This is a genomic window from Tropicimonas sp. IMCC34011 (assembly GCF_003390865.1).
In the GTDB taxonomy this organism is placed as follows: domain Bacteria; phylum Pseudomonadota; class Alphaproteobacteria; order Rhodobacterales; family Rhodobacteraceae; genus Tropicimonas_B.
In genome coordinates, this window is record NZ_QMEJ01000002.1 from 77,285 (window position 1) to 97,751 (window position 20,467).

Annotated in this window: 17 protein-coding genes; 7 read left to right on the plus strand and 10 right to left on the minus strand. The window is 69.1% G+C overall.

Annotated features, from left to right (window positions below; all coding sequences use genetic code 11):
* Positions 1 to 86: 86 nt before the first annotated feature.
* The gene (locus DQG15_RS06740; RefSeq protein ID WP_157968928.1) at positions 87 to 1,292 is read right to left on the minus strand and encodes an MFS transporter; all 1,206 of its coding nucleotides are present in this window, start codon (positions 1,290 to 1,292) and stop codon (positions 87 to 89) included.
* Positions 1,293 to 1,482: 190 nt separating this feature from the next.
* Between DQG15_RS06740 and ihfA the strand changes: the two genes are divergently transcribed.
* A complete protein-coding gene (ihfA, locus tag DQG15_RS06745) occupies positions 1,483 to 1,782 on the plus strand; it encodes an integration host factor subunit alpha (RefSeq protein WP_116083895.1) in 300 nt (99 codons plus the stop codon).
* A 10-nt stretch (positions 1,783 to 1,792) separates the two neighbouring features.
* Positions 1,793 to 2,653, plus strand: a complete 861-nt coding sequence (locus DQG15_RS18385; RefSeq protein WP_198665104.1) for a MerR family transcriptional regulator — start codon at positions 1,793 to 1,795, stop codon at positions 2,651 to 2,653.
* A gap of 3 nt (positions 2,654 to 2,656) precedes the next feature.
* Here DQG15_RS18385 and DQG15_RS06755 read toward each other — a convergent pair whose 3' ends face one another.
* The 3 genes from DQG15_RS06755 to DQG15_RS06765 are packed head-to-tail and all read right to left on the minus strand — an operon-like array spanning position 2,657 to position 6,752.
* Complete coding sequence (locus DQG15_RS06755; RefSeq protein ID WP_116083897.1) at positions 2,657 to 3,586, minus strand: galactosyltransferase-related protein; 930 nt, start codon at positions 3,584 to 3,586, stop codon at positions 2,657 to 2,659.
* An 11-nt stretch (positions 3,587 to 3,597) separates the two neighbouring features.
* Entirely contained in the window at positions 3,598 to 4,731 is a 1,134-nt protein-coding gene (locus tag DQG15_RS06760) for a glycosyltransferase (RefSeq protein WP_116083898.1), read from the minus strand.
* On the minus strand, positions 4,728 to 6,752 hold the full coding sequence (locus tag DQG15_RS06765; protein ID WP_116083900.1) for an HAD-IIB family hydrolase: 2,025 nt from the start codon (positions 6,750 to 6,752) through the stop codon (positions 4,728 to 4,730). Before DQG15_RS06765 ends, DQG15_RS06760 begins: the two co-directional genes overlap by 4 nt.
* A 247-nt stretch (positions 6,753 to 6,999) precedes the next feature.
* Between DQG15_RS06765 and DQG15_RS06770 the strand changes: the two genes are divergently transcribed.
* Positions 7,000 to 8,751, plus strand: a complete 1,752-nt coding sequence (locus DQG15_RS06770; protein WP_116083902.1) for a tyrosine-protein kinase domain-containing protein — start codon at positions 7,000 to 7,002, stop codon at positions 8,749 to 8,751.
* Here the strand turns inward: DQG15_RS06770 and DQG15_RS06775 are convergent.
* Positions 8,748 to 9,506: a MauE/DoxX family redox-associated membrane protein gene (locus tag DQG15_RS06775; RefSeq protein WP_116083904.1), complete on the minus strand. Its 759-nt coding sequence runs from the start codon at positions 9,504 to 9,506 to the stop codon at positions 8,748 to 8,750. The two genes, DQG15_RS06770 and DQG15_RS06775, sit on opposite strands and share 4 nt — an antisense overlap.
* Before the next feature lie 62 nt (positions 9,507 to 9,568).
* The gene (locus tag DQG15_RS06780; protein ID WP_116083906.1) at positions 9,569 to 10,324 is read right to left on the minus strand and encodes a DsbA family protein; all 756 of its coding nucleotides are present in this window, start codon (positions 10,322 to 10,324) and stop codon (positions 9,569 to 9,571) included.
* Between the two features lie 154 nt (positions 10,325 to 10,478).
* Here DQG15_RS06780 and DQG15_RS06785 point away from each other — a divergent pair, with 154 nt between their 5' ends.
* Both DQG15_RS06785 and DQG15_RS06790 read left to right on the plus strand, forming a co-directional pair.
* Positions 10,479 to 11,249 (plus strand): YdcF family protein, encoded by a 771-nt coding sequence (locus DQG15_RS06785; protein WP_116083908.1) that lies wholly within the window; start codon positions 10,479 to 10,481, stop codon positions 11,247 to 11,249.
* Positions 11,250 to 11,341: 92 nt separating this feature from the next.
* Positions 11,342 to 12,031 carry a M48 family metallopeptidase gene (locus DQG15_RS06790; protein WP_116083910.1) on the plus strand — a complete coding sequence of 230 codons (690 nt, stop codon included), beginning with the start codon at positions 11,342 to 11,344 and terminating at the stop codon, positions 12,029 to 12,031.
* On the opposite strand, the gene DQG15_RS06795 is transcribed toward DQG15_RS06790, so the two are convergent.
* On the minus strand, positions 12,028 to 12,525 hold the full coding sequence (locus tag DQG15_RS06795) for an RSP_2648 family PIN domain-containing protein (RefSeq protein WP_116084679.1): 498 nt from the start codon (positions 12,523 to 12,525) through the stop codon (positions 12,028 to 12,030). The two genes, DQG15_RS06790 and DQG15_RS06795, sit on opposite strands and share 4 nt — an antisense overlap.
* Positions 12,526 to 12,566: 41 nt before the next feature.
* A complete protein-coding gene (locus DQG15_RS06800; RefSeq protein WP_116083911.1) occupies positions 12,567 to 13,808 on the minus strand; it encodes an RSP_2647 family RNA methyltransferase in 1,242 nt (413 codons plus the stop codon).
* A 497-nt stretch (positions 13,809 to 14,305) separates the two neighbouring features.
* On the opposite strand from DQG15_RS06800, the gene edd reads away from it, so the two are divergent.
* Together edd and eda are read left to right on the plus strand one after the other, a co-directional pair.
* Positions 14,306 to 16,111: a phosphogluconate dehydratase gene (edd, locus tag DQG15_RS06805; RefSeq protein ID WP_116083913.1), complete on the plus strand. Its 1,806-nt coding sequence runs from the start codon at positions 14,306 to 14,308 to the stop codon at positions 16,109 to 16,111.
* A gap of 353 nt (positions 16,112 to 16,464) precedes the next feature.
* The gene (gene eda, locus DQG15_RS06810) at positions 16,465 to 17,100 is read left to right on the plus strand and encodes a bifunctional 4-hydroxy-2-oxoglutarate aldolase/2-dehydro-3-deoxy-phosphogluconate aldolase (RefSeq protein WP_116083914.1); all 636 of its coding nucleotides are present in this window, start codon (positions 16,465 to 16,467) and stop codon (positions 17,098 to 17,100) included.
* A gap of 60 nt (positions 17,101 to 17,160) precedes the next feature.
* On the opposite strand, the gene DQG15_RS06815 is transcribed toward eda, so the two are convergent.
* Both DQG15_RS06815 and DQG15_RS06820 read right to left on the minus strand, forming a co-directional pair.
* Positions 17,161 to 17,430, minus strand: a complete 270-nt coding sequence (locus DQG15_RS06815) for a hypothetical protein (protein WP_116083916.1) — start codon at positions 17,428 to 17,430, stop codon at positions 17,161 to 17,163.
* The gene (locus DQG15_RS06820; RefSeq protein WP_116083917.1) at positions 17,423 to 20,227 is read right to left on the minus strand and encodes a bifunctional [glutamine synthetase] adenylyltransferase/[glutamine synthetase]-adenylyl-L-tyrosine phosphorylase; all 2,805 of its coding nucleotides are present in this window, start codon (positions 20,225 to 20,227) and stop codon (positions 17,423 to 17,425) included. The genes DQG15_RS06815 and DQG15_RS06820 overlap by 8 nt, the downstream gene beginning before the upstream one ends.
* Positions 20,228 to 20,467 lie beyond the last annotated feature (240 nt).

Consider the following 20,467-nt stretch of genomic DNA (forward strand, 5'->3'; position numbering starts at 1 on the left):
CCGTAACGCTGTCGCCCCCGCGAAGTCTTAACAGCGGGTAAAGGAGACGTCCGTCGAAACCTTACAGCAAGGTTAACGTCTTGCAGCTAGTCCTGCGCGTGCCGCGCCTCGGCCTCCGGCGCGGCGGCTGGAAGTGGCCCGATCCCGCGATGAGCCGCGCGCACCGCGATCATGCCGATGACCGAGAGCGCGGCCGCGAGCCCGCAGATCCCCCCGATGCTCGCGGCGAAAAGGGAGAAGATCGGCGGGCCGAGCGTCGTGCCGATGTTGCCGAACTGCGCGATCGCGCCCGTCGCCCGCGCCCGGTCCGGCCCGGCCGCGTTCAGCGCCGCGATATCGGCGAACGAGGCGCCGGGCACGAGACCGAGGCAGATGAACTGGACGATCGCGACCGCGAACCGCGCCTCTTCCGGCACGGCGAGAAGCACGAGAAGCGCAGCGGCCGACGCGCCGTAGCCGATCGTTGCCACACGCGCCGGCGGTGCCCGTCTGCACATCACGCCGGCGGCAAGCGTGCCGACAAGCGACACGAGCGGCAGGACAGCGGTCGCCGCGCCGCCGATCCGCGGCGCGAGAAAGGTAACGAGGGAGATGTAGCTCGCCGTATAGCAGACGAAGCCGATGGCCGGCGCCCGGCGTCGCGCGTCGCTGTAGGTCAGCCGGTGCTGCGCGACGTAATTCGTTAGGGACACCGGCGCGCCCCGCCCGCTCCGCGGCAGCAGCGGCCAGAGGACCGCCGCCATCGCGAGGAGCCCCGCCCCGTGCAGCGCGAAGAGAAGCGGCAGTCCGCCTGCGCCGATCAGACCCGGCACGATCGCCGCGGTCAGCGCGAAGCCGACGCCGAAGAACGTCCCCCAGATCCCCATCACCACCGGCCGCATCCCTTCGGAGGCGGCTGCGGCCATCAGCGTGGGCGCCGCGACGACGATCACGAGATGAGAGGCCCCTTCGAGGACCCGGCTCAGCAGGAACAGCGCAAATGGCGGCAACAGCGCCTGCAGGAGCGACACCGCCCCGCCGAATGCCATTGCCCCGACCAGAGCGCGCCTTGCGCCGATCCGCGCCACGAGCCCGCCCGCCATGACGCCGAACAGGATGCCGACGATGCCGACCACGGAGATCGCCATGGCGACGCCACGCCCCGCCCCGGGCCAGACCTCATGGGCGGTGTCGATGGTCAGGGCGACCTTGGCGAACTGTCCGGCAGCCAGCAGCCCGGTAAGAAAAAGGGCGAGGACGAGGCCCCACCGGGTGTGCCCCCCGGCGGGCTGGATGTCGGTGCGCATGGTCATGCCCTCGCCCTTATACGAGCCGCGCGGCGGGGTCATCGCCCTCCAGCGGCGCACCGCTTCGGCGCCCCGGAATCACCCCGGGCGCCGTCTCGCAACGCTCCGCCTCGCAAGCCCCTGTAATTGACGACTGAATTGACGCTTCGAGAAACTTCGCCTACGCTTTTCCCAATCCAGGGGGATGCTATTTAAGATGACCAAGACATTGACTCGGATGGACCTCAGCGAGGCCGTCTTCAGGGAAGTCGGTTTGTCCCGCAACGAATCCGCTCAGCTCGTCGAGAGTGTCCTCGGGCACATCTCGGATGCGCTCGCCGAGGGGGAGCAGGTCAAGATCAGCTCCTTCGGCACCTTCTCGATCCGGGACAAGGCCGCCCGCGTCGGCCGCAATCCCAAGACCGGCGAGGAGGTTCCGATCCTGCCCCGCCGCGTCCTGACCTTCCGCCCGTCGCACCTGATGAAGGAGCGGGTGGCGGCCGGTAAGAAGTCTTAAGGCCCCGGCGATGTCTGCCAAATCGCCGGACGCGTTCCGCAACATCTCAGAGGTGGCCGAGTGGCTTGGCGTCGCCAGCCACGTCATGCGCTATTGGGAAAGTCAGTTCACCCAGATCCGGCCGACCAAGCGCGCCGGCGGCCGACGCTATTACCGCCGCTCGGACATGGAACTCCTCGACGGGATTCGTCAGCTTCTCTACGAGGAGGGCATGACCGTGAAGGCCGTGCAGCGGCTGCTGAAGGAAGAGGGCGTCAAGGCCGTCTCCGCCCGCTCTCGCCCGATCGAGGCGCCATCCCTGGGCAAATCCCGTCGCGCCTCGCGCAAGCCCACCGCGGCGACCGGCGGAAGCAGCGCGCCCGCGGCGCAGGTGCCGGCAAACGATCCCGGACCGGCCGCATCCCCCGGCGCCGCGACGATCCACGCCTCGGACAACGCCGGAGCGCGGCCCATACCACTCATGGAACAGACGCACCCCGATCCGGATGCCGAGCCCGACGACGCCCCCGGACCGGAGGAACTGGCGGACCTCGAGGCGCTCGATGGGCTGCCCCCGGAGCCTGCTCGCGACGAGGCTGACGGGGCCGACGGCGCTGAGGTCATGACGGAGACCGATATCCCCTCGGCATGGGTCGCTGAGCAGGCTGGGCCGCCCTCATCGGACGCGCCGGACGATGGTTCGCTCTTTGCCGCCGCTCCCGGGGAGTCCGTCGATGCCGGCCCGGATCATGGACCTGTCATCGAACCGTTGCCCGCGCGGGACATGACGCTCGCCGAGGGCCTTCGCTACCTCGAACCCGGCCGCATCCCGGCGGACCGTCTTATCCCGATTTGCGAACAGCTTCTCGGCTTGCGGGAGCGGATGGGCTGAGCCCTACTCCGCGGCAATCCGGGGCGATGCCGTTTCCTTCATCGCCTGAAGCGCCCGGATGACGCGGGCGGTGTTGACGTAGGGCATCCCCTCGGATTGCGAACTCAGGGCCCTGTCCGCGTCGTTGGGCTCGCGGAGGATCCGCAGGGCGCCGCTCTCGTCTTCGTCCAGAAGGCCCATGAGACCGAACGCGTAGAGCCAGTGGCCCATGGTGCGGTACCCCCATTTCTCCTCGAACTTCAGAGCGTTGCGAACCACGGCGTGCAGGTGATGGATCGGCGGCATGTGGTGGGCATGGTACTGGTGATAGACCCGTCCGCCCTTCAGCCAGCCGATCGGTAGGCCCGCCACGACGGCGGTCTTGCCGAAATCCGTATCCTCGCCGCCATAGCCGCTATAGCGCTCGTCGAAGCCGCCGATCAACTCGAAAGCCGCTCGCGAGAGCCCGAAGTTCAGGGACCAGAAGCACCTGTAATCGTTGCAGATATCTATGCCGTCCTCGGGCGGGCCGCGGCGGTCCGAGTGCTTTTCGGAGGCAGCAGCGAACGCCGCGTAGTCGATACCGCCGTCAAGCGCGCCCGATGGAAGATACATGACCTCTCCCATGAGGATCCCGCTCCAAGCCTCTATACCGGAACGATATTCCCTGACGAGATCAGGAGCCGGGATGCAGTCGGCGTCGAGGAAGACGAGACTGTCCCGCGTCGCAGCCCGGGCGGCGGCATTACGTGCATTGGACAGCGGAAGCTCCTCTCCCGAAACGTGAATTTGCCGGATCGGGAACGGCGCATCCGGCAGCTCGTAGGGCGCATCCTGCATCCGTGCGATCACCAGCTCGTCCGGCAACACCGTCTGGCGGCAGAGACCGCGGACGACATTGGCAAGGGCCGCGTCGCGACCGCGGGCGATGGTGAGGACGGATACGCCTGACATGGAAGCTCCGATCATTGGGCTGGAATGGGAGTGGCGGTGGGCGCGTCTGCCGGCGCCCAGAGCCGCTCTGCGAGATCATGAAGCCAGAGCCCGGCCAGCTTGTCCGCCCCGTCCTGCACGAGGCGCGTCTGAGCGGCCGGATCATGTGTCTCGCGGGAGGCGGTCAGGGCTGCCATCCACGCCTGAGCCGAGGACGGCCAGTCGGCCAGGACATGCGCGGCGCCGGCACGCGCGAGCGCCGCGCCCTTCTCCCGCTGCTCGTCGAAATACCGCCATTCGGGGATGACGATCCAGGGCACGCCGCTGCGAAGGACCTGGTGACACGTCGTGTTTCCGGCCGAGGAGATGACGAGATCCGCTGCCGCAATCCAGTCGGGCGCCGTCTCGACCCACCCCATGTGTTCGAGGTTCGGCGGCTCGCTCGCATGCCACTCCGGCGCGATCCGGCCGAGCGTGACCCATCGCGCGCCGGGATTGCTCCGCGCGCCCACCGCGATCGGGGCCAGGGGCGCGCCGGAGCCGCCGCCGCCCGACAGGACCAGCGTCAGGCGCTCCGCGCCGATCCCGAGCCGGGCGCGCGCAACCTCGCGTGTCGGCGCCGCATCCGGAACGCCGATGCCGGGCGCGTGGAAGGTCCTGGCGCGCATCCAGTCCGGCCAGAAGGGCTGCGCCAGATCCTCGTGGAACGGCGCGAGAAGTCCAGCGGCGCCTTCATAGGCCGCCATATGGCCGGGATCGCTGCGATCCCCGTGCTGCAGCACCGCAACATGCGGCACCGAGCATATGCGCGCCAGTTGCGCGAGTTCCGCGGAGACATCGGTGACGAAGAGAGCGGGATCCGCCTCTGCGAACCAGGACGTGATGGCCGCCGTCGCGGTCCTGATGCCGGGCCAGCCGAGCGGCGCGCAATGGAGCGTGTCCGGCACACGGACGGCATTGAGCGCCGGCGGCACGGCGTCGCCCGACGCCTGGAACAGCGACGGGATCAATCTGATCTGAGCGGTGTCCGGCAGAGGGCCGAAGATGTCGTCCCGCGCGCAGAAGATGGTGACGGGGCGGGGGCCGGGCAGAGCGCGCACGAGGGCGGTGATCCGCTCCGCATGGCCCCTGCCCTGATGATGCACGAAGATTCCGATCGGCTTCATGGCGCCACCTGCCCGAACCGCGCCAGCCCTTCGAGGACGCCATCCGCGTAGGGGCGTCCCGCGCGGAAGAGCTCGTCACGGGGCGGAAGCGCGTTCAACTCGTCGGAGTGGTTCGCCACGACAATGCCGCAGCGCGCCGCGCCGAGGAGACACAGATCGTTCCCCGAATCTCCGGCAGCGATGCAGAGGAGCTCCGGAATGTCGAAATGCTCCCTGACCCAGCGGAGCGCCGCACCCTTGCCGGCCCGTTCCGGAAGGATATCGAGAAGCCTCCCGTGGGAGTGGACGACATGGGCCGGAAGGCCGCGCGCGGCCAGTCGCCGGCGCACATCGCTCACCACGCCTCGCTCCGCGAAATAGCTGCGCTTCCAGGCCCGGGCCTCGATGGCGGGTTGAGGCACGAGACTCGGCAGGTCCGACAGCGCTGCCTCGATGGCCTCCGGCTCCCACCCCTCCGCGATCGACGCGGCAAAGCCGGAGGACAGGACCGGCGTTCCGCTCGCATCCCGCAGCCAGATCTCGGAGCCGACGGAGGTGACGAAGACGTCGGGCTCGGGGAGGCGCCACGAGGCCAGCACGAACCGCGCTTCGCTGAGCGAACGGCCGGTGGCGACGGCAAAGAGCGTGGAGCCGCGGCGGCCCGCCCAGTCAGTGAAGCGCGTCGCGGCAGGCAGGCTGCCGGTCAGCGTGTTGTCGATATCGCTCATCAGCATCGCCGTGGGCGTCGGGCGCGGCGGGGGCGCGCGCAGAAGGCCGTCACAGATCGCGGCATGGCGTTCGGCGTAATGTGCCCAGCTCCAGCGCGCGGAGCGGCGCCGTCCCCTCCCGGCGGCCTCGGCCCGGCCTGCGCTGTCCTCGAGCAGCTCCAGCATCGCGCCGCCGAACGCTGCCCTGTCGCGCGGATCGGCGATGCGGCCATGGCCGAGCAGCTCGACGATATCGCGCGGACCGCCGTGGCTCGTGGCGACAACGGGGAGCCCCGCCGCGGCGGCCTCAAGGATCGTAAGGCCAAAAGGCTCGGTGACGGCCGGATTGACAAAGATCCCGCCGCTCGACGCCGCTAGCGCATAGAGGCCCGGCACATCCGCCGGGTCGTGGCGCTCTGGAAGGGCGACAAGGCCGCCAAGACCATGTCGCTCCACCGACGCAATGAGCCCTCCGATCACCGAGCGCTGCTCCTCGGGCCCGTCCTCGGGGCCGTCCCGCTGGCCCGCAAGGATGGCGAGATTGGCGATGTCCCGGAGGCCCGGCGTACGTGCGTAGATCTCTATGAGCTCGGGCAGGTTCTTCTTCGCGACGGGCCGGGCGATGGCGAGAATGAGGGGTTTCTCCATGTCCCTCAGATGCGGCGCGAGAAGCGCGCGAGCGCGGGCGATCTCACCGGCCCCCGCCTCGTTCGGCACGATGCCCGGCATGACCCGGTGGACCCGGCCATGCCGCGCACCGGGATAGAGCCCGATCTGCCGCTCCGCCTCGTCCCGCGAGGAAACGATCACCGCGTCCGCCTCTGCAATGGCACGCGCCTCGCGCGCCAGCCGGCCGTCCAGCCCTTGTGCGGAACCCGTCGCGACGCGCTTGTCCGCAGCGAGGGAATGGGCGGTGTAGATCACCGGAATGCCGAACCGCTCCCGCGCCGCCAGGGCGGCCTCGGCGGCGTCGGCAAAATGCGCGTGGATCACGTCCGGCCTCGGGGAGACCTCCAGATACGAAAGGAGAGCCTTGGTGAAGGACGGGATCTCCGCCTCCAGCGCCTCCTTCGTGAGATAGCCGCGATGTGCGGTTCTCAGCCGGACGATCTCCGCCCGCGTCCCGAGGACCTCACGCGGCCGAGCATAGATCGCGCCCAGCGCGGGGGCATCGATGGCGCGAGTGATCACCGTCGAGCGCGCCCCCGGCCGGGCCGCCCCGGCAAGGGCCGCGCCCAGCACATAGGCGATATGGCCGCCGGTATCTGCGGTCCGGCCATATTCCACGGGCGGCGCCTTCAGGCAGCCCCCGAGGGCGATGTGCATCACGTGCATTGTAAGGGTGATCTCCGAACGTCCTGTGCGGCAGTCGAAGCGACAAGACCTCTACAGCGGGACGGTTCCCCCCTCCCCCCGGGGGGGAGGGTATTCGTTAAACTGGTTTGCGCCGCCCGACGGACGCGGGTGGATGGCGCCCCCCTCCCGCGTCCCGAACCAGGCCCGTTACGAGAATTTTAACGTTTGACCCGGAAGGGTGGTCGGCACGCGTCGCACAGGCGCATCCGCAGGGCATGGAAGGGCGATGCAGGACACGGAACTGACGTTGCAGGCGGGGCTTGGGATCCTCGTTCGTCAGGCGCGCCTCATCGCAGCGACGCTCGCGGCGGGGGTCTGCCTCGCTGTGCTTTACCTCCTCCTGGCGGAGCCGGAATACAGGGCGACCAGCCTTCTCATCGTCGATCCCGCCGGCAGCGACGTGCTGGATGACGCGCCGGTGACCACGGGGTCCGAGAATGCACGGGTGGAAAGCGAGGTCGAGATCCTCCGCTCGGAGGCAATGGCCCTCGCCGCCGCCCGCCGCGCCGGGCTCACGAGCGAGTCTCCGGGCGTAGCTGCCCCTGCTCGGGATCGCCTCGAAGGCACGGTTACGGATCGCGCCGCGATAGAGGACATCCTGTCATCCCGGCGGATCACCCGCCGCGGCCTGACCCATCTCATCGCGATCACGGCCACGGCAAACAGCCCTGCCGAGGCGGCCCGAATCGCTAATGCCTATGCCGAGACCTATCTCGAACGGCAGGTCGCCGCGAAGGTGGCGCGCGTCCAGACGGCGCGGGACGTGCTCGGCGCCCAGATGAAGGCCGCGCAGGACGCCGTCGCCTCGTCCGAAGCCGCGCTGGACAGGTTCGTGGTGCGGAGCGCCGGCGAGGACATGTCAGAGGCGATACTGGACGCGAAGCTGTCCTCCGGCGCGCTGCCCTCGTCCGTGTCGAGCCGGATCCTCCTTCTGCAGCAGAACGCGGCGATCGCGCGCGCCCAGCACCAGTCCCTCATGTCGCGGCTGAGGGACCTCGAGGTGGACGTCACGCTGCAGCTTGCCGATGCGCGGATCGTCTCCAGGGCAATGCCCCCCGCAGCGCCGAGCGCCCCTGACCGCACGATGGTTCTCGCGCTTGCCGTGGCGGCGTCTCTCGCCGTGGGCTCGGGGATCGCCTTTGCGTCCGAGTACCATTTCGGCGGCATCACGTCGGAGGACCAGCTGGCCCGTCTCGCCGCCAGTCCGGTGCCGACCACCCTGCCCCACCTCTCGGGGCACGAGATGCTCTCACCAGCCGACATGGTCGTGCGCGCTCCGCTCTCGCCCTACGCGGAGGGCCTGCGCAAGCTGCGCGCGGCGCTCGATCGATCCTGGCACCTGGAGACACGGCCGGAGAAGCAGGGGATGGTCGTCCTTCTCGCCTCCGGCGATGCCGGCGAGGGCAAATCCACCATCGCGCTGGCGCTTGCGCGCACCTACGCCGAGGCCGGAAAGCGCGCCATGCTGATCGACGGCGATCTGCGCGCGCCCACCATCCACGACAAGCTCGGCATCCGGAGCTTCTCCTCCCTCGTCGCGTTCCTGACCGATGAGACCGGCTCGGACATGCTGGACCAGTACTACGTCGACGACCCCATGACCGATGCCGGCATGATCCTCGGGGCCGGCCGGAGCGGCATTGCCACGGACAAGCTCGTCGCCTCGGATCTGTTCGAACGCATGGTGGAGGAGGCGCGGAGCTGGGTGGATGTGCTGATCCTCGACTCGCCGCCGCTCCTTCCTGTGGTCGATGCGCGGTACATGGCCCCGCTGGCGGACGCCGTGGTGCTGGTGGCGCGCCATGCCGTGACGCGTCCGCAGGACCTGCGAAGGGCGGCCGCGGATATCGCGGAATACGCCCGCCCCGGTGCCGCGCGCGTCGCGGTGCTCAATGCCCGGAAACGCCACCGCCTGCCCTACGCCGCTTCCGAGCAGGACTTGCCCGGCCCGCTGGACGCAAGGCCCTCTCGCCCCTAGCCGAGCACCCACATCCGCAGCGGCATCCAGAGGCCCATGAGGACCATCATCACGTTCTCGGTGAGGGAGATAAACCCGAGCGGGACGTTGCTGTTGCCGCCAACGCAGGCGCATTTTAGCTCCCGCTTGTCGATGTAGACGGCCTTGACCACGGAAACGGCACCGATCGTCCCGATGAAAAGCGCGATGGGGGCGGAGATCCACGTCAGCGCACCGGCGATCATGAGAAGACCGGCCAGCGCCTCGCCATAGGGATAGAGGTAACCGTACCGGACCCACCGGCGGGCCAGCAGGTCGTAGTTCAGGAACATCGTGGAGAAGCTCTCGACGTCCTGCAGTTTCTGAATGGCGAGGAAGGTCATCGAAATCGAGATGACCCATTCGAGCGCGCGCAAGGTGAAGATCGTGCCGTAGGCCGCGTAGCTCACCGCCAGAGCCATCAGCGCCGCGACCGCGAAGATCGTCAGCACGGGACGATAGGAGGTCTCCTTGTCCTCCGCCACGTCCTTCCCGAACTCCCGGCGCAGGTCATCGTGGCCGCCGATCCGCTTCCCGTCGATGAAGGTCTGCGGCGTGGTCTCAACGCCATGTTCGGCCTGGAAGGCGTCGGTCTCCTCGCGGGTGGTGAGGTGATGGTCCTCGACCTCGTATCCCTCATGCTCCAGCAACGCCTTCGACTTCAGGCCAAAGGGGCAGAGGTGATCGGGCATCACCATCCTGTAGAGGACAGCGCGCTTTGCGGTATCTCCGGGCATTCAGAACCTCCGGTATTGGGCGGGCATTCTTCCAAACGCCTTCCCGCCACCGGAGGGTTCCATCACTGACCGTCGGCCTCGCGGGCGGCTTCCACCATCTCGGCGAGGGCAGCGCGCTCCACGAAGCCCGGCGCCATTTCCTCGCCGATGACGAAGGAGGGGGTGCCGGAGAAGCCGATGGACTGGGCAAGGTCGAGGCTTTGCTGGATATGCGCGTCCACCTCGGGGGCGTCCATGTCCGCCCTCAGCTGATCGGTATCGAGCCCGACCTCCTCCGCCACGCGCATAACGGTCGGCTCCTCGGCACGTCCGGCCATGGTCATCAGCGCGTTGTGGAACGCCTCGTAGAGCCCCTGCTCGCGGGCGGCGAGCGCGGCGCGGGCGGCGAAGACCGAGCCCTCGCTCAGGATCGGCCATTCGCGCAGGACAACACGCACGTCGTCATCCTCCTCGAGGAGCGCATTCACCTCCGCCGTCGCGCGGCGGCAATAGGGACAGTTGTAGTCGAAGAATTCGACGATCGTGACGTCCCCGTCCGGATTGCCGATGACCGGCGCATTCTCGACGCTTTCGAGCGCCTCGCGCTGGACGGAGAGGGCATTCCGCGACTGCTCGGCCTGCTCAGCGGACTGCCGCGCCTCGAGGATCGCGACCGCTTCCATGACGATCTGCGGGTTCTGCCGGATCGTCTCGAGAACCAGCTCGCGCACGCGATCCTCCGTCAGGTCCTCTTGCGCATTTGCCGGCCCTGCGAGGGGAAACGCTAGAAGCGCAGCGGCGCAGGTGGCTCGGATCGGGGCAGTCAGGGGAAGGGTCATGCAAGTGGCCTCGTTGTCTTTCGCGTTGCGTCCCTTCTAGGACAAGAGCGGGCCGGCGCCCATAGCCCCCACGCCGAGGTGAAGGCCACCGTCATGGTCCCCGCGCCGCAGCGGCACTCTTGACCGCGCCCGGCCGGATGCAAAGGTCCCGCCCATGGATACGCTGTTCTTCATTGCCGCAAAGATCGCCGGCTTTCTCGTCGCGCCCACGACATGGCTGGCCGGGCTGGCCTTTCTTGCCGTCCTCGGAACGGCGCTGGAGCGGCGGGGGCTGGCGATCTGGTCCTCCTCGATCCTGTTCTCTGCTATCGTGCTTCTGGCGGTGTTGCCCCTCGGCGCGGCGCTCGTCCGGCCACTGGAGCACATGTATCCGCAGGAGCCCCGAATTTCGGAAGTGGACGGCATCGTCGTGCTCGGCGGCGGGATCGATCTCGATGCGTCCCGCGTGGCCGGGCGCCCCGAGCTGAACGAGGCGGCAGACCGCATCACCGCTGCCGTCGCCCTCTCCCGGCGGTTCCCCGAGGCGCGGGTGCTCTTCACCGGCGGCAGCGGCGATCTCTTCGGGCGCGGCGGCTCGGAGGCGGACGCGGCACGGGATCTGCTGCTGTCCCTCGGCCTGTCCGAAGAGCGGCTGATCCTCGAGGGCGCCTCCCGCAACACCGCCGAGAATGCCCGCCTGTCCCGCAAGGTCGTGGATCCGCAGGAGGGAGAGACGTGGCTTCTCGTGACCTCCGCGTTCCACATGCGCCGCGCGGTGAACAGCTTCGAGGCGGCGGGCTGGCCTGCCGTGGTGCCCTATCCGGTCGACTTCCGCGCCGGGGCGACGACGAGGGTGGGATGGGACCTGGCAAGCTCGATGGAACTTCTCCGGATCGGGCTGAGGGAGCGCGTGGGCCTTCTGGGATACAGCCTGTTCGGAAGATGACGCCGGAGAGGCCCGCGGTATGAAGCCGAGTTGATCCGCCCGGCATCCCTCCACGCTTGCCCGCTCCCAAGCGGCAGCCCATATTCAGCGCGATGTTGAAGCTTACCCCGCTCCTACTGCTCCTTGCCTACGGGCTCGTCATGTACCGGTTCTCGGTCTGGCGGACGAAGAAGGAGCTCGACGAGAAATCCACGGAGCTCGCGGACCGGAAGCTCAAGGAGCTGACGGATCGCATGGCAAAGGCGCTCGATCTCGACAGGATCCGGGTCAACATCTACGAGATCGCGCCGGTGAACGGCCTCGCCGCGCCGGACGGCCGGATCTTCATCACACGTGGCTTCTTCGACCAGTACCGCAACGGCAAGGTCACGGCGGAGGAGATGGCCAGCGTCATCGCCCACGAACTCGGCCACGTCGCCTTGGGACATTCGCGGCGCCGGATGATCGACTTTTCCGGGCAGAACGCGATCCGCATGACACTAGGCGGCATCCTCAACCGTTTCCTGCCGGGCCTCGGCTGGGCCATTGCCAGCGCCCTGACCTCGCTTCTGGCCGCGAAGCTTTCGCGTCAGGACGAGCACGAGGCCGACGCCTACGCCTCGGCGCTGCTGGTAAAATCGGGGATCGGAACCGGCCCGCAGAAATCCCTCTTCGCCAAGCTCGAGAAACTGACCGGCTCCGGATCGGGATCGCAGCCCGCGTGGCTCTTGTCCCACCCGAAGACCGCAGAGCGCGTCGCGGCCATCGAGGCGCGGGAGGCGCGCTGGCTTCCGAACGATTAACCGATCGCCTTGGCGAGCCGCGGCAGCCGGGCCTTCTTCAGGAGCGTCCGGGCATCGCGCGGCGCGTCGTCCATCCGCGCGGCCCGGTGGACGACATCCGCGACCGCCGCCTCCATCCCGGCCGCATCCTTCAGCCACAGGTCCATCAGGAACGCATCCGGGTCGATCCGGTCCAGCCCTTCCTCGCGCAATGTGTGGCGCGGGAAGTCCTTGGCATTCATCGTCACCACAAGGTCGGCGCCGCTGGCGATGGCAACGGCAAGGACGTGGACATCCGCGGGATCCGGCAGCCAGAGCCGCTGCTCGATGCCCGGTGCAGGCGGAACTTCTGCGGCCGGGAAAGCTGCGCGCAGAAGGGCCACGTCCCCCCGTGCGATCGCTTCCTCGCCGGCGCCACGCTTCGCCGCCGCCCGCGCCCATTCCTCAAGGAGCCGCGCGGACCACAGGGGTCTGTAGAGCCCCCGCTTCGCGGCCGAGACGAGAACCTCCCGCATCACGGCGGGATAGAGGACGCAGGCGTCGAGGAGAGCGCGGGTCACGGCAGGAGCCGGAAGACCAGTGCCTTGAGATAGCCGCTTTCTGCGAGATAGGGGTGCAGCGGGTGATCGGGCCCGGCCCCGCCGGTATGAACCAGCTGCGCCTGCCGCCCCGCCCGGCCGATCCCCCGCAGGCAGGCGGAGCGGAACTTGGTCAGATCCGCGGCATGGGAGCAGGAACAGAGGGTCAGGTATCCGCCGGGCTCCACCAGCGGCGCCGACAGCCGCGCGACCCGCTCGTAGGCCCGCAGGCCCGCTTCGAGGGCCGGCTTGGAGGGCGCGAAGGCAGGTGGATCGCAGACCACGAGGTCGAAAAGCTCGCCCGCCTCGCCCATCGCCTGCATCGCGTCGAACGCATCCTCGCGGCGCGTCTCGAAACGATCCGCGACGCCGGACGCCTCTGCGCCGCCCATCGCCAGCTCAAGCGCCGGTGCCGACCCGTCCACCGCGACAGCGCTGCCCGCCCCCGCCGCGAGGGCCGCCAGGGCGAAACCGCCGACATGGGCGAACACGTCGAGCACGCGCCCGCCCTGCCCGGCAAGCCGCGCGCAGAAGGCATGGTTCGGGCGCTGGTCGTAGAACAGGCCGGTCTTCTGTCCGCCGGTCAGGTCCGCAAGATACGTCGCGCCGTTCATCGGAACGGGAAGCGGCCCGTCCGGCGCCTGGCCGATCAGCATGGACGAGACATCGTCCAGCCCCTCGAGCCCACGCGCCCGTCCCGACGCGTTCTTGTAGATCGCGCGAAGCCCCGCCACCTCGGTCAGGATCTCGGCGATCTCGCCCACCCGCGCCTCGGCCCATGCCGCGTTCGGCTGGATGACGGCAATTTCGCCGAAGCGGTCGATGACCACGCCCGGCATGCCGTCCGCCTCTGCGTGGACCAGCCGGTAATAGGGTGCATCGAAGAGGCGTTCCCGCATGTCGAGCGCGGCGACCAGACGCTTCTTCAGCCAGTCCCGGTCGATCTCCGCCTCGGGGTCGGCGTCCAGAAGGCGCGCGACGATGCGCGAGCCGGTGGTCGCGGCGACCGTGCCGATGGGCTGGCGCCCGGCATCCTCGAGCCGCGCGATGGCGCCCGGCGCAAGCGCGCGTGTCCGCCGGTCGGACACGATCTGGTCCGAGAAGACCCACGGGATCCCGCGGCGGATGGCGCGCGCGTCGGTGTTGGGGCGAAGGCGGATCGTCGGGCGGGCGCCGGAGCGATCGGTGGCGTCGTCTTGAGAGCTATCGGGCGATGTCATGCGGGCGCCTTACTACCTGCCGCGCGCGCGGGGAAGTGGGGGAACGCAGCCTCAGCGATATGTGCCGACGGACCACGGCGCGGGTGACGTGAGCACGGGACGGCCTTCCGTCGCCGGTTTGCGGGCGAAAGACGCGATGACAAGACCGGCAACCGCAATCAGGGGGATCGTCCGCAAGGCCGCATGTCTGACGGGTCCGCGCATCCTAGTCTCCCTCTTCCCAAGGGCAAGATAGCACGGCGGGCGGCTTTCCTGACTGCAAATCCTGCAGTCGTCGGCGTCAGGCATCGAATGATGGCCTGCAGGCACTCCCGGGCGCCCCTGCGGCCAGGGTGCCGGGATCCGCCCGTACCGAACAAAACCGGGCGCCGCGGCAATCCGTGCAGCCCCGTTCAAGGTTTCGATCAGGATCCGGCCTCGCCGGCCGGAGTGACGATTGCACCGTTACCGCTAACTGGCTAAGTGTCCGTCGTCGACAGCCCGCAGGGAGAGCCGCAATGCCCCTCGACGAGACCATCGCCCGTGTCACCGACCGCATCCGGGAGCGCAGCCGCGACAGCCGGCCGGACTATCTCGCCCGGCTCCATGCCGCGGCGGACCAGGGCGTCGCCCGCGCGCACCTGACCTGCGGCAACCAGGCCCATGCTTATGCCGCCATGGGCGAGGACAAGGACCGCCTCGCCGGGGGCCACGTCCCGAACCTCGGCATCGTCACCGCCTACAATGACATGCTTTCGGCGCATCAGCCGTTCGAGCGCTTCCCCGAGCTGATCCGCGCCGCCGCCCGTGACGCCGGCGGGACGGCGCAGGTCGCCGGCGGCGTTCCGGCCATGTGCGATGGCGTCACGCAGGGGCAGACCGGGATGGAGCTGTCGCTCTTTTCCCGCGATGTGATCGCTCTGGCCGCCGCCGTCTCCCTCTCGCACAATTGCTACGATGCCGCGGTTTTCCTTGGCGTCTGCGACAAGATCGTCCCCGGCCTCATCATCGCCGCCGGGGCCTTCGGCCATATCCCGGCCGTCTTCCTGCCGGCCGGCCCGATGCTGTCGGGTCTGCCGAACGACGAGAAGGCCAAGGTCCGCCAGCAATTCGCCGCCGGCGAAGTCGGCCGGGACGCGCTGATGGACGCCGAGATGAAGAGCTATCACGGCCCCGGCACCTGCACCTTCTACGGCACCGCAAATTCCAACCAGATGCTGATGGAGTTCATGGGGCTGCACCTGCCGGGCGCCTCCTTCGTGAATCCAGGCACCCCCCTGCGCGACGCCCTGACCGCCGCTGGCGCAAAGCGAGCGCTGGAGATCACCCGGCAGGGCAACGAATATCGCCCCGCAGGCGAGATCCTCGATGAGCGCGCCTTCGTGAACGGGATCGTCGGGCTGATGGCCACGGGCGGCTCCACCAACCTCATCCTGCACATCCCCGCGATGGCGAAGGCGGCCGGCATTCACATCGACATCGAGGACTTCGCGGACATCTCGGCGGTCGTGCCGATGATGGCGAAGGTCTATCCCAACGGCCTCGCGGACGTGAACCACTTCCACGCGGCCGGCGGTCTCGGCTTCATGATCGGCGATCTGCTGAAAGAGGGCCTGCTGCACGAGGACACGCTCACGGTCCACGGCGACGGGCTCGGCTCCTACACGCAGGAACCCAAGCTGAAGGACGGGGAGCTGGTCTGGGAAGATGGCGCAGGCTCGAGCCAGAACGAGAAGATCTTGCGCCCCTCTGCCGATCCCTTCCAGAAGACCGGCGGGCTGCGGCAACTCGAGGGCAATCTCGGCCGCGCCGTGATGAAGGTCTCCGCCGTCGCGCCGGAGCGCCACGTGATCGAGGCAAAGGCCCGCATCTTCCACGACCAGGCCGAAGTGAAGGAGGCGTTCCGCAACGGCGAATTCACCGAGGACACCATCGTCGTCGTGCGCTTCCAAGGCCCTCAGGCGAATGGCATGCCCGAGCTGCACAACCTCACGCCCGTCCTGGCGGTGCTGCAGGATCGTGGCCTCAAGGTCGCCCTCGTCACGGACGGACGGATGTCCGGCGCGTCCGGAAAAGTGCCGGCGGCGATCCACCTCTCGCCCGAAGGCGCCTCCGGTGGCCCGATCGCCAAGCTCAGGACCGGTGACAGGGTGCGCGTCGATGCGGTCGCGGGATCGATCTCGGTTCTCGAGGACGGCTTCGACGCGCGCGAGCCAGTCACGCCGGATCTGTCCGGCAACCGGTTCGGCCTCGGGCGGGAACTGTTCGAGACCTTCCGCCGCCAGGCCGGCCCGTCCACCGAGGGCGCGAGCGCCCTGCTGTGAGGCCCGGGGCGGGACTGCGCGCGGATGGCGGTCCGCCAGCCAGGACCCGCCAGCGGGGCACCCGGCCGTGGTGCCGCGGAACCCTCTGGCGTTGGGTGCGTAGGTCCGGGGCGCGCCCCGACCGGTGCCTCCGGCGGGGCGACCTACCCAAAGGTGAAGGCGCGCGCCGCCCGTTCGAAGCGGCCCCCTCGTCACGTCTCAGGACGTGAGCAGGTGCGTTCACCTTTCGCGGTCATCGGCTCCACAGCCTGTACCGCAGGTCCCATTCACCATGATTCCAGTTTCAACTTTCTTAAAATACCCCCGCCGGAGGCAAGAACGGCCGCAGCGGGCCAGACAGTCGGAGACCTTCCATGACGCCCGAAGAGATCAGCCAGCACACGTTCGCCCTTTGCAGCCGCGCGCCCGTCGTGCCGGTCCTCGTGATCGAGGATGCCGGACAGGCCAAGGATCTGGCGAAGGCCCTCGTCGCGGGCGGCCTGCCGGCGCTCGAGGTGACGCTCAGGACGCCGGCGGCGCTCGATGCGATCCGGGAGATGTCAGACGTCGAGGGTGGCGTCGTCGGGGCCGGCACGCTCCTGACCGCGCGCGACGTGGAAGCCGCAAAGAAGGCCGGGGCACGTTTCGGGGTCTCCCCCGGCGCGACTGAAACGGTGCTGGACGCGGCGGAGGCGAACGATCTGCCGATCCTGCCCGGCGTCGTCACGGCCTCCGAGATCATGCGCCTGCTGGACCGCGGCTACACCATGGCGAAGTTCTTCCCGGCCGGAACGTCAGGCGGGGCCCCGGCCCTGAAGGCGTTCTCCTCCCCGCTGCCGCAAATGCGGTTCTGCCCCACGGGCGGGGTGAGCGTGCAGAATGCGGCGGAGTACCTCTCCCTGCCGAACGTCGTCTGCGTCGGCGGAAGCTGGGTCGCGCCGAAGGACAAGCTCACATCCGGCGACTGGGCCGGGATCGAGGCCATCGCGCGGGAGGCCGCGTCTCTCTGAGCGCGCAGTAGGGCGCTGCTCCGACGCCGGGCGGGCGGAGCAGACCTCTTCTCGCCTGCGTCAGGGCCGGCGGCGTGCAGCCGGGCCGCCGCGACGGCCCGTCCTCTGCGGCGCGGCCAGTCCTTCGCGCAGCACGTCCGTCATCGGATGACCCGGCTCCGCGTGACGCTCCAGCAGCGCCTCGATGGCCGTGGCGGGGTCGCTGCCGGCGGGCAGTGAAATCGCCCAGTCCATGAAGATCGACCGGCATTCCTCCGTCGTGATGCCATCGATCCGATAGCTTTCCGCGATCAGGCGCTTGGGGTCGGCCCAGTCTCCGGTCTTACGCATCATCATATCCTTCGAGCGCGGCGTCGATTGCGGCGGCGGCGCGGGTGCGGGCGTCTGCAAGCGCGGTTTCGAGAGCGTCCAGGCTCTTGTGCCCGGTGCCCCTGAGGAGGAGTTCGGCCGGACCCGCGGCGAGCGTTCCCGGCTCAGGCGGTTCGCCGCTGACGAGGCGGATGGCGCTCTGGACCCTGCGTTGAAGGCGAAGCGCATCGCGCAGCGGCGGGATCTCGAACGGAGCGCCGCAGGCCTCGGCGGAGGTCAGTTGACCCTCGGCGTCCCGCGGCCCGGCGCCGGGGCAGATAAGGGCGGCGGCCTGAGCGGCGAGCTCGATGTCCTGCAGCCCCCCCGGCCCCGGTTTCACGTCCAGGGCGGACCGCTGGCTCTTCGCTTCTCCGATCCGGGCGCGCAACTTCGAAAGCTCCGCCAGCACGTCGGCCTTGGGACGCGGGTCGCCCAGCACACGGTCCCGCACCGCCGCGACGCCCTCGGCGACTTCTGCCTCCCCGGCGCTCGCCACCGGGCGGGCACGGGTCAGGGCGAGGTGTTCCCATGTCCAAGCTTCGCTCTGCTGGTAGGTTTCGAAGGCCTGGAGGGAGGTCGCCACCGGCCCCTGCCGCCCCGAGGGACGCAGACGCATGTCGGCCTCGTAGAGCCGGCCTTCGGTGGTCGGCGCGGTCAATGCGGTGATCAGCGCCTGGGTCAGGCGGGCATAGTAGGTGCGCGCGGGCAGCGGCCGGCGGCCCTCCGACATCTCGCCGCCCTCGGCATCGTAGATCACGATCAGGTCGAGATCGGATCGCGCCGTCAACCAGCCGGCTCCCAGAGCGCCCATCGCCAGAACGGTCACCCCCCGACCCGGCGGGCTGCCGTGACGCTCGGCGAACTCGTCCACCACGACGGGAAAGAGCGCGCCCAGAATGGCGTCCGCAAGCGAGGCATAGAGACGGCCCGCTTCGTCCGCGTCGATGAGGCCGCGCAAGTGATGCACACCGATGCGAAAGTGCCGCTCCTTCATCCATCGGCGGGCGGCGTTGAGGCGGTCCTCGTGGTCGGACGCAGCGGCGAGAAGATCCGACAAGTCCCGGCGCAGCGTTTCCTGCTCCGGCCAGGCCTCGAAGAACGTGCCGCCCAGAACGGCATCGAACACGGCGGAATTGCGGGACAGGTATTCGGCGAGCGCAGGCGCCGTGGCGGCAATGTCGACGATGAGTTCCCGAAGCTGCGGGTTCGCCTCGAAGAGGGAAAAGATCTGGACCCCTGCCGGAAGTCCGCGAAGAAAACCGTCGAAGGCGCGCAGGGCCTCGCCGGGATCAGCCGCCCGGCCGAGACGCGCGAGCAGATCCGGCTTCAGCCGCTCGAAGATCTCGGTGGCGCGGGAGGAGCGCATGGCGGGATAGGTCCGCCACCGGGCGATGAGTTCGGGCTCCTCCTGGCCGGCATCGGCGGGCCCGGGCAGCGCATCGCCGGTCAGGCCCGGCGCGAAGAACGGATCGGTGCGGGTCGCGACATCTGAAAGAAGCGCGGAGATCCCGTCCCGGAAACGCGAGGTGTCCCCCTCCCCGCACATCCGCGCGATGCGGTCCCAATCGGGCGCAGAGGTCGGCAGGCAGTGGGTCCGGGTGTCCTCCACCATCTGCACGCGGTGCTCCAGCTCCCGCAGGCGGCGATAATGATCCGTGAGGTCCGCGGCGTCCTTGTCCTCGATCCAGCCGGCGGAGGCCAGCGCGGCAAGGGCCGGCAGGGTCTTGCGGGAGCGCAGTGTGCTGTCACGCCCTCCGGCGATAAGCTGCCGGGTCTGCGTGAAGAACTCGATCTCCCGAATGCCGCCGGGCCCGAGCTTCAGGTCGCGCCCGTCGAGACCCTCCGCATCGTGCAGCCCCCTGTGATCGCGGATGGCGACGCGCATGTCATGGGCGTCCCGGATCGCGGCGAAGTCGAGATGCCGGCGCCACACGAACGGGCGGAGACGGGACAGGTAGGCCTCACCCGCCTCGATCGCGCCGGCACAGGGGCGGGCCTTGATATGGGCCGCCCGTTCCCATGTCCGCCCGACGCTCTCGTAGTAGCGCTCGGCCGCCTCGATGGAGAGACAGACCGGGGTGACGGAGGCATCCGGCCTCAGGCGCAGGTCCGTGCGCCACACATAGCCCCCGCGCGTCCGGTCCGACAGCAGCGCCATGCCGTTCCGCACCGCCTTGACGTAGACGGCGCGGGCCGCGGCATAATCCTTCGGGTCGAACAGCGATTGGTCGAACAGGCAGACGAGGTCGATGTCCGACGAGTAGTTCAGCTCCGCCGCACCCATCTTCCCCATCGCGATCACCACCATCCCGGCGAGGGTCGGCAGGTCCTCCTCCCCCCGTCCCGGCAGCTTGCCGCGGGAGAGGTCGCCTGCGAGGGTGGCGGCGAGAGCGTCCTGCACCGAGCGATCCGCGAACGCGGTCAGCGCGCCGGTCACCTCCTCGAGGCTCCAGGCTCCACCGAGATCGGCGACGCCGGCGAGAAGGGAGATGCGGCGCTTGTCCCGTCTCAGGACGTCGCTCGCCTCCTTCGGGCTCATCACATCCGCGGGGGACGTCACGAGCGCGTCACGCGCCGCGGCGGGATCCTCCAGCGCGGTTCTCAGCCAGTCCGCTTCGCTCCGCATCAGGCCGCGGAGGTGGGGCGAGCAGCCGGCGGCCCCCGAAAGGACCTCCCGCGCCTCCGGGTCCATATCGGCGAAGGTACGTTCGGCCTCCTCCCCGGCCTTCGGGTCGAAGGGGATCGGCGCGCGGGTGAAGGTCAGGCGATCTGTGCTCATAGGGCGGACATCGCCCGGCATACCCGGTCCAGTCAATGGCGCAGGGCGCGCGAGGCGGATCCCCGACAGGTTCCCCGCTTTCACGCGCCTTTTAGCTGCTCGGCAACGCTTTGCCTGTTTGAAACAGGTCCGGCACCATCCCGCTGACGGGAGGGCCTGCACCCTCTGAAGGCTGATCCTAGGCGAGGAACCTCGGACAGTCTGGGCGGTTTGAAGCCGCAATGGAAGAAGCGACCTTTC

Bases quoted from the DNA above. Each gene is read 5' to 3' on its own strand.
- ihfA (WP_116083895.1), top strand. From the start codon at position 1,483: ATGACCAAGACATTGACTCGGATGGACCTCAGCGAGGCCGTCTTCAGG.
- DQG15_RS06785 (WP_116083908.1), top strand. From the start codon at position 10,479: ATGGATACGCTGTTCTTCATTGCCGCAAAGATCGCCGGCTTTCTCGTC.
- DQG15_RS06755 (WP_116083897.1), bottom strand. From the start codon at position 3,586: ATGTCAGGCGTATCCGTCCTCACCATCGCCCGCGGTCGCGACGCGGCC.
- DQG15_RS06770 (WP_116083902.1), top strand. From the start codon at position 7,000: ATGCAGGACACGGAACTGACGTTGCAGGCGGGGCTTGGGATCCTCGTT.
- DQG15_RS18385 (WP_198665104.1), top strand. From the start codon at position 1,793: ATGTCTGCCAAATCGCCGGACGCGTTCCGCAACATCTCAGAGGTGGCC.
- DQG15_RS06790 (WP_116083910.1), top strand. From the start codon at position 11,342: ATGTTGAAGCTTACCCCGCTCCTACTGCTCCTTGCCTACGGGCTCGTC.
- eda (WP_116083914.1), top strand. From the start codon at position 16,465: ATGACGCCCGAAGAGATCAGCCAGCACACGTTCGCCCTTTGCAGCCGC.
- DQG15_RS06780 (WP_116083906.1), bottom strand. From the start codon at position 10,324: ATGACCCTTCCCCTGACTGCCCCGATCCGAGCCACCTGCGCCGCTGCG.
- DQG15_RS06775 (WP_116083904.1), bottom strand. From the start codon at position 9,506: ATGCCCGGAGATACCGCAAAGCGCGCTGTCCTCTACAGGATGGTGATG.
- DQG15_RS06820 (WP_116083917.1), bottom strand. From the start codon at position 20,227: ATGAGCACAGATCGCCTGACCTTCACCCGCGCGCCGATCCCCTTCGAC.
- DQG15_RS06760 (WP_116083898.1), bottom strand. From the start codon at position 4,731: ATGAAGCCGATCGGAATCTTCGTGCATCATCAGGGCAGGGGCCATGCG.
- edd (WP_116083913.1), top strand. From the start codon at position 14,306: ATGCCCCTCGACGAGACCATCGCCCGTGTCACCGACCGCATCCGGGAG.
- DQG15_RS06740 (WP_157968928.1), bottom strand. From the start codon at position 1,292: ATGACCATGCGCACCGACATCCAGCCCGCCGGGGGGCACACCCGGTGG.
- DQG15_RS06800 (WP_116083911.1), bottom strand. From the start codon at position 13,808: ATGACATCGCCCGATAGCTCTCAAGACGACGCCACCGATCGCTCCGGC.
- DQG15_RS06795 (WP_116084679.1), bottom strand. From the start codon at position 12,525: ATGCGGGAGGTTCTCGTCTCGGCCGCGAAGCGGGGGCTCTACAGACCC.
- DQG15_RS06765 (WP_116083900.1), bottom strand. From the start codon at position 6,752: ATGCACGTGATGCACATCGCCCTCGGGGGCTGCCTGAAGGCGCCGCCC.
- DQG15_RS06815 (WP_116083916.1), bottom strand. From the start codon at position 17,430: ATGCGTAAGACCGGAGACTGGGCCGACCCCAAGCGCCTGATCGCGGAA.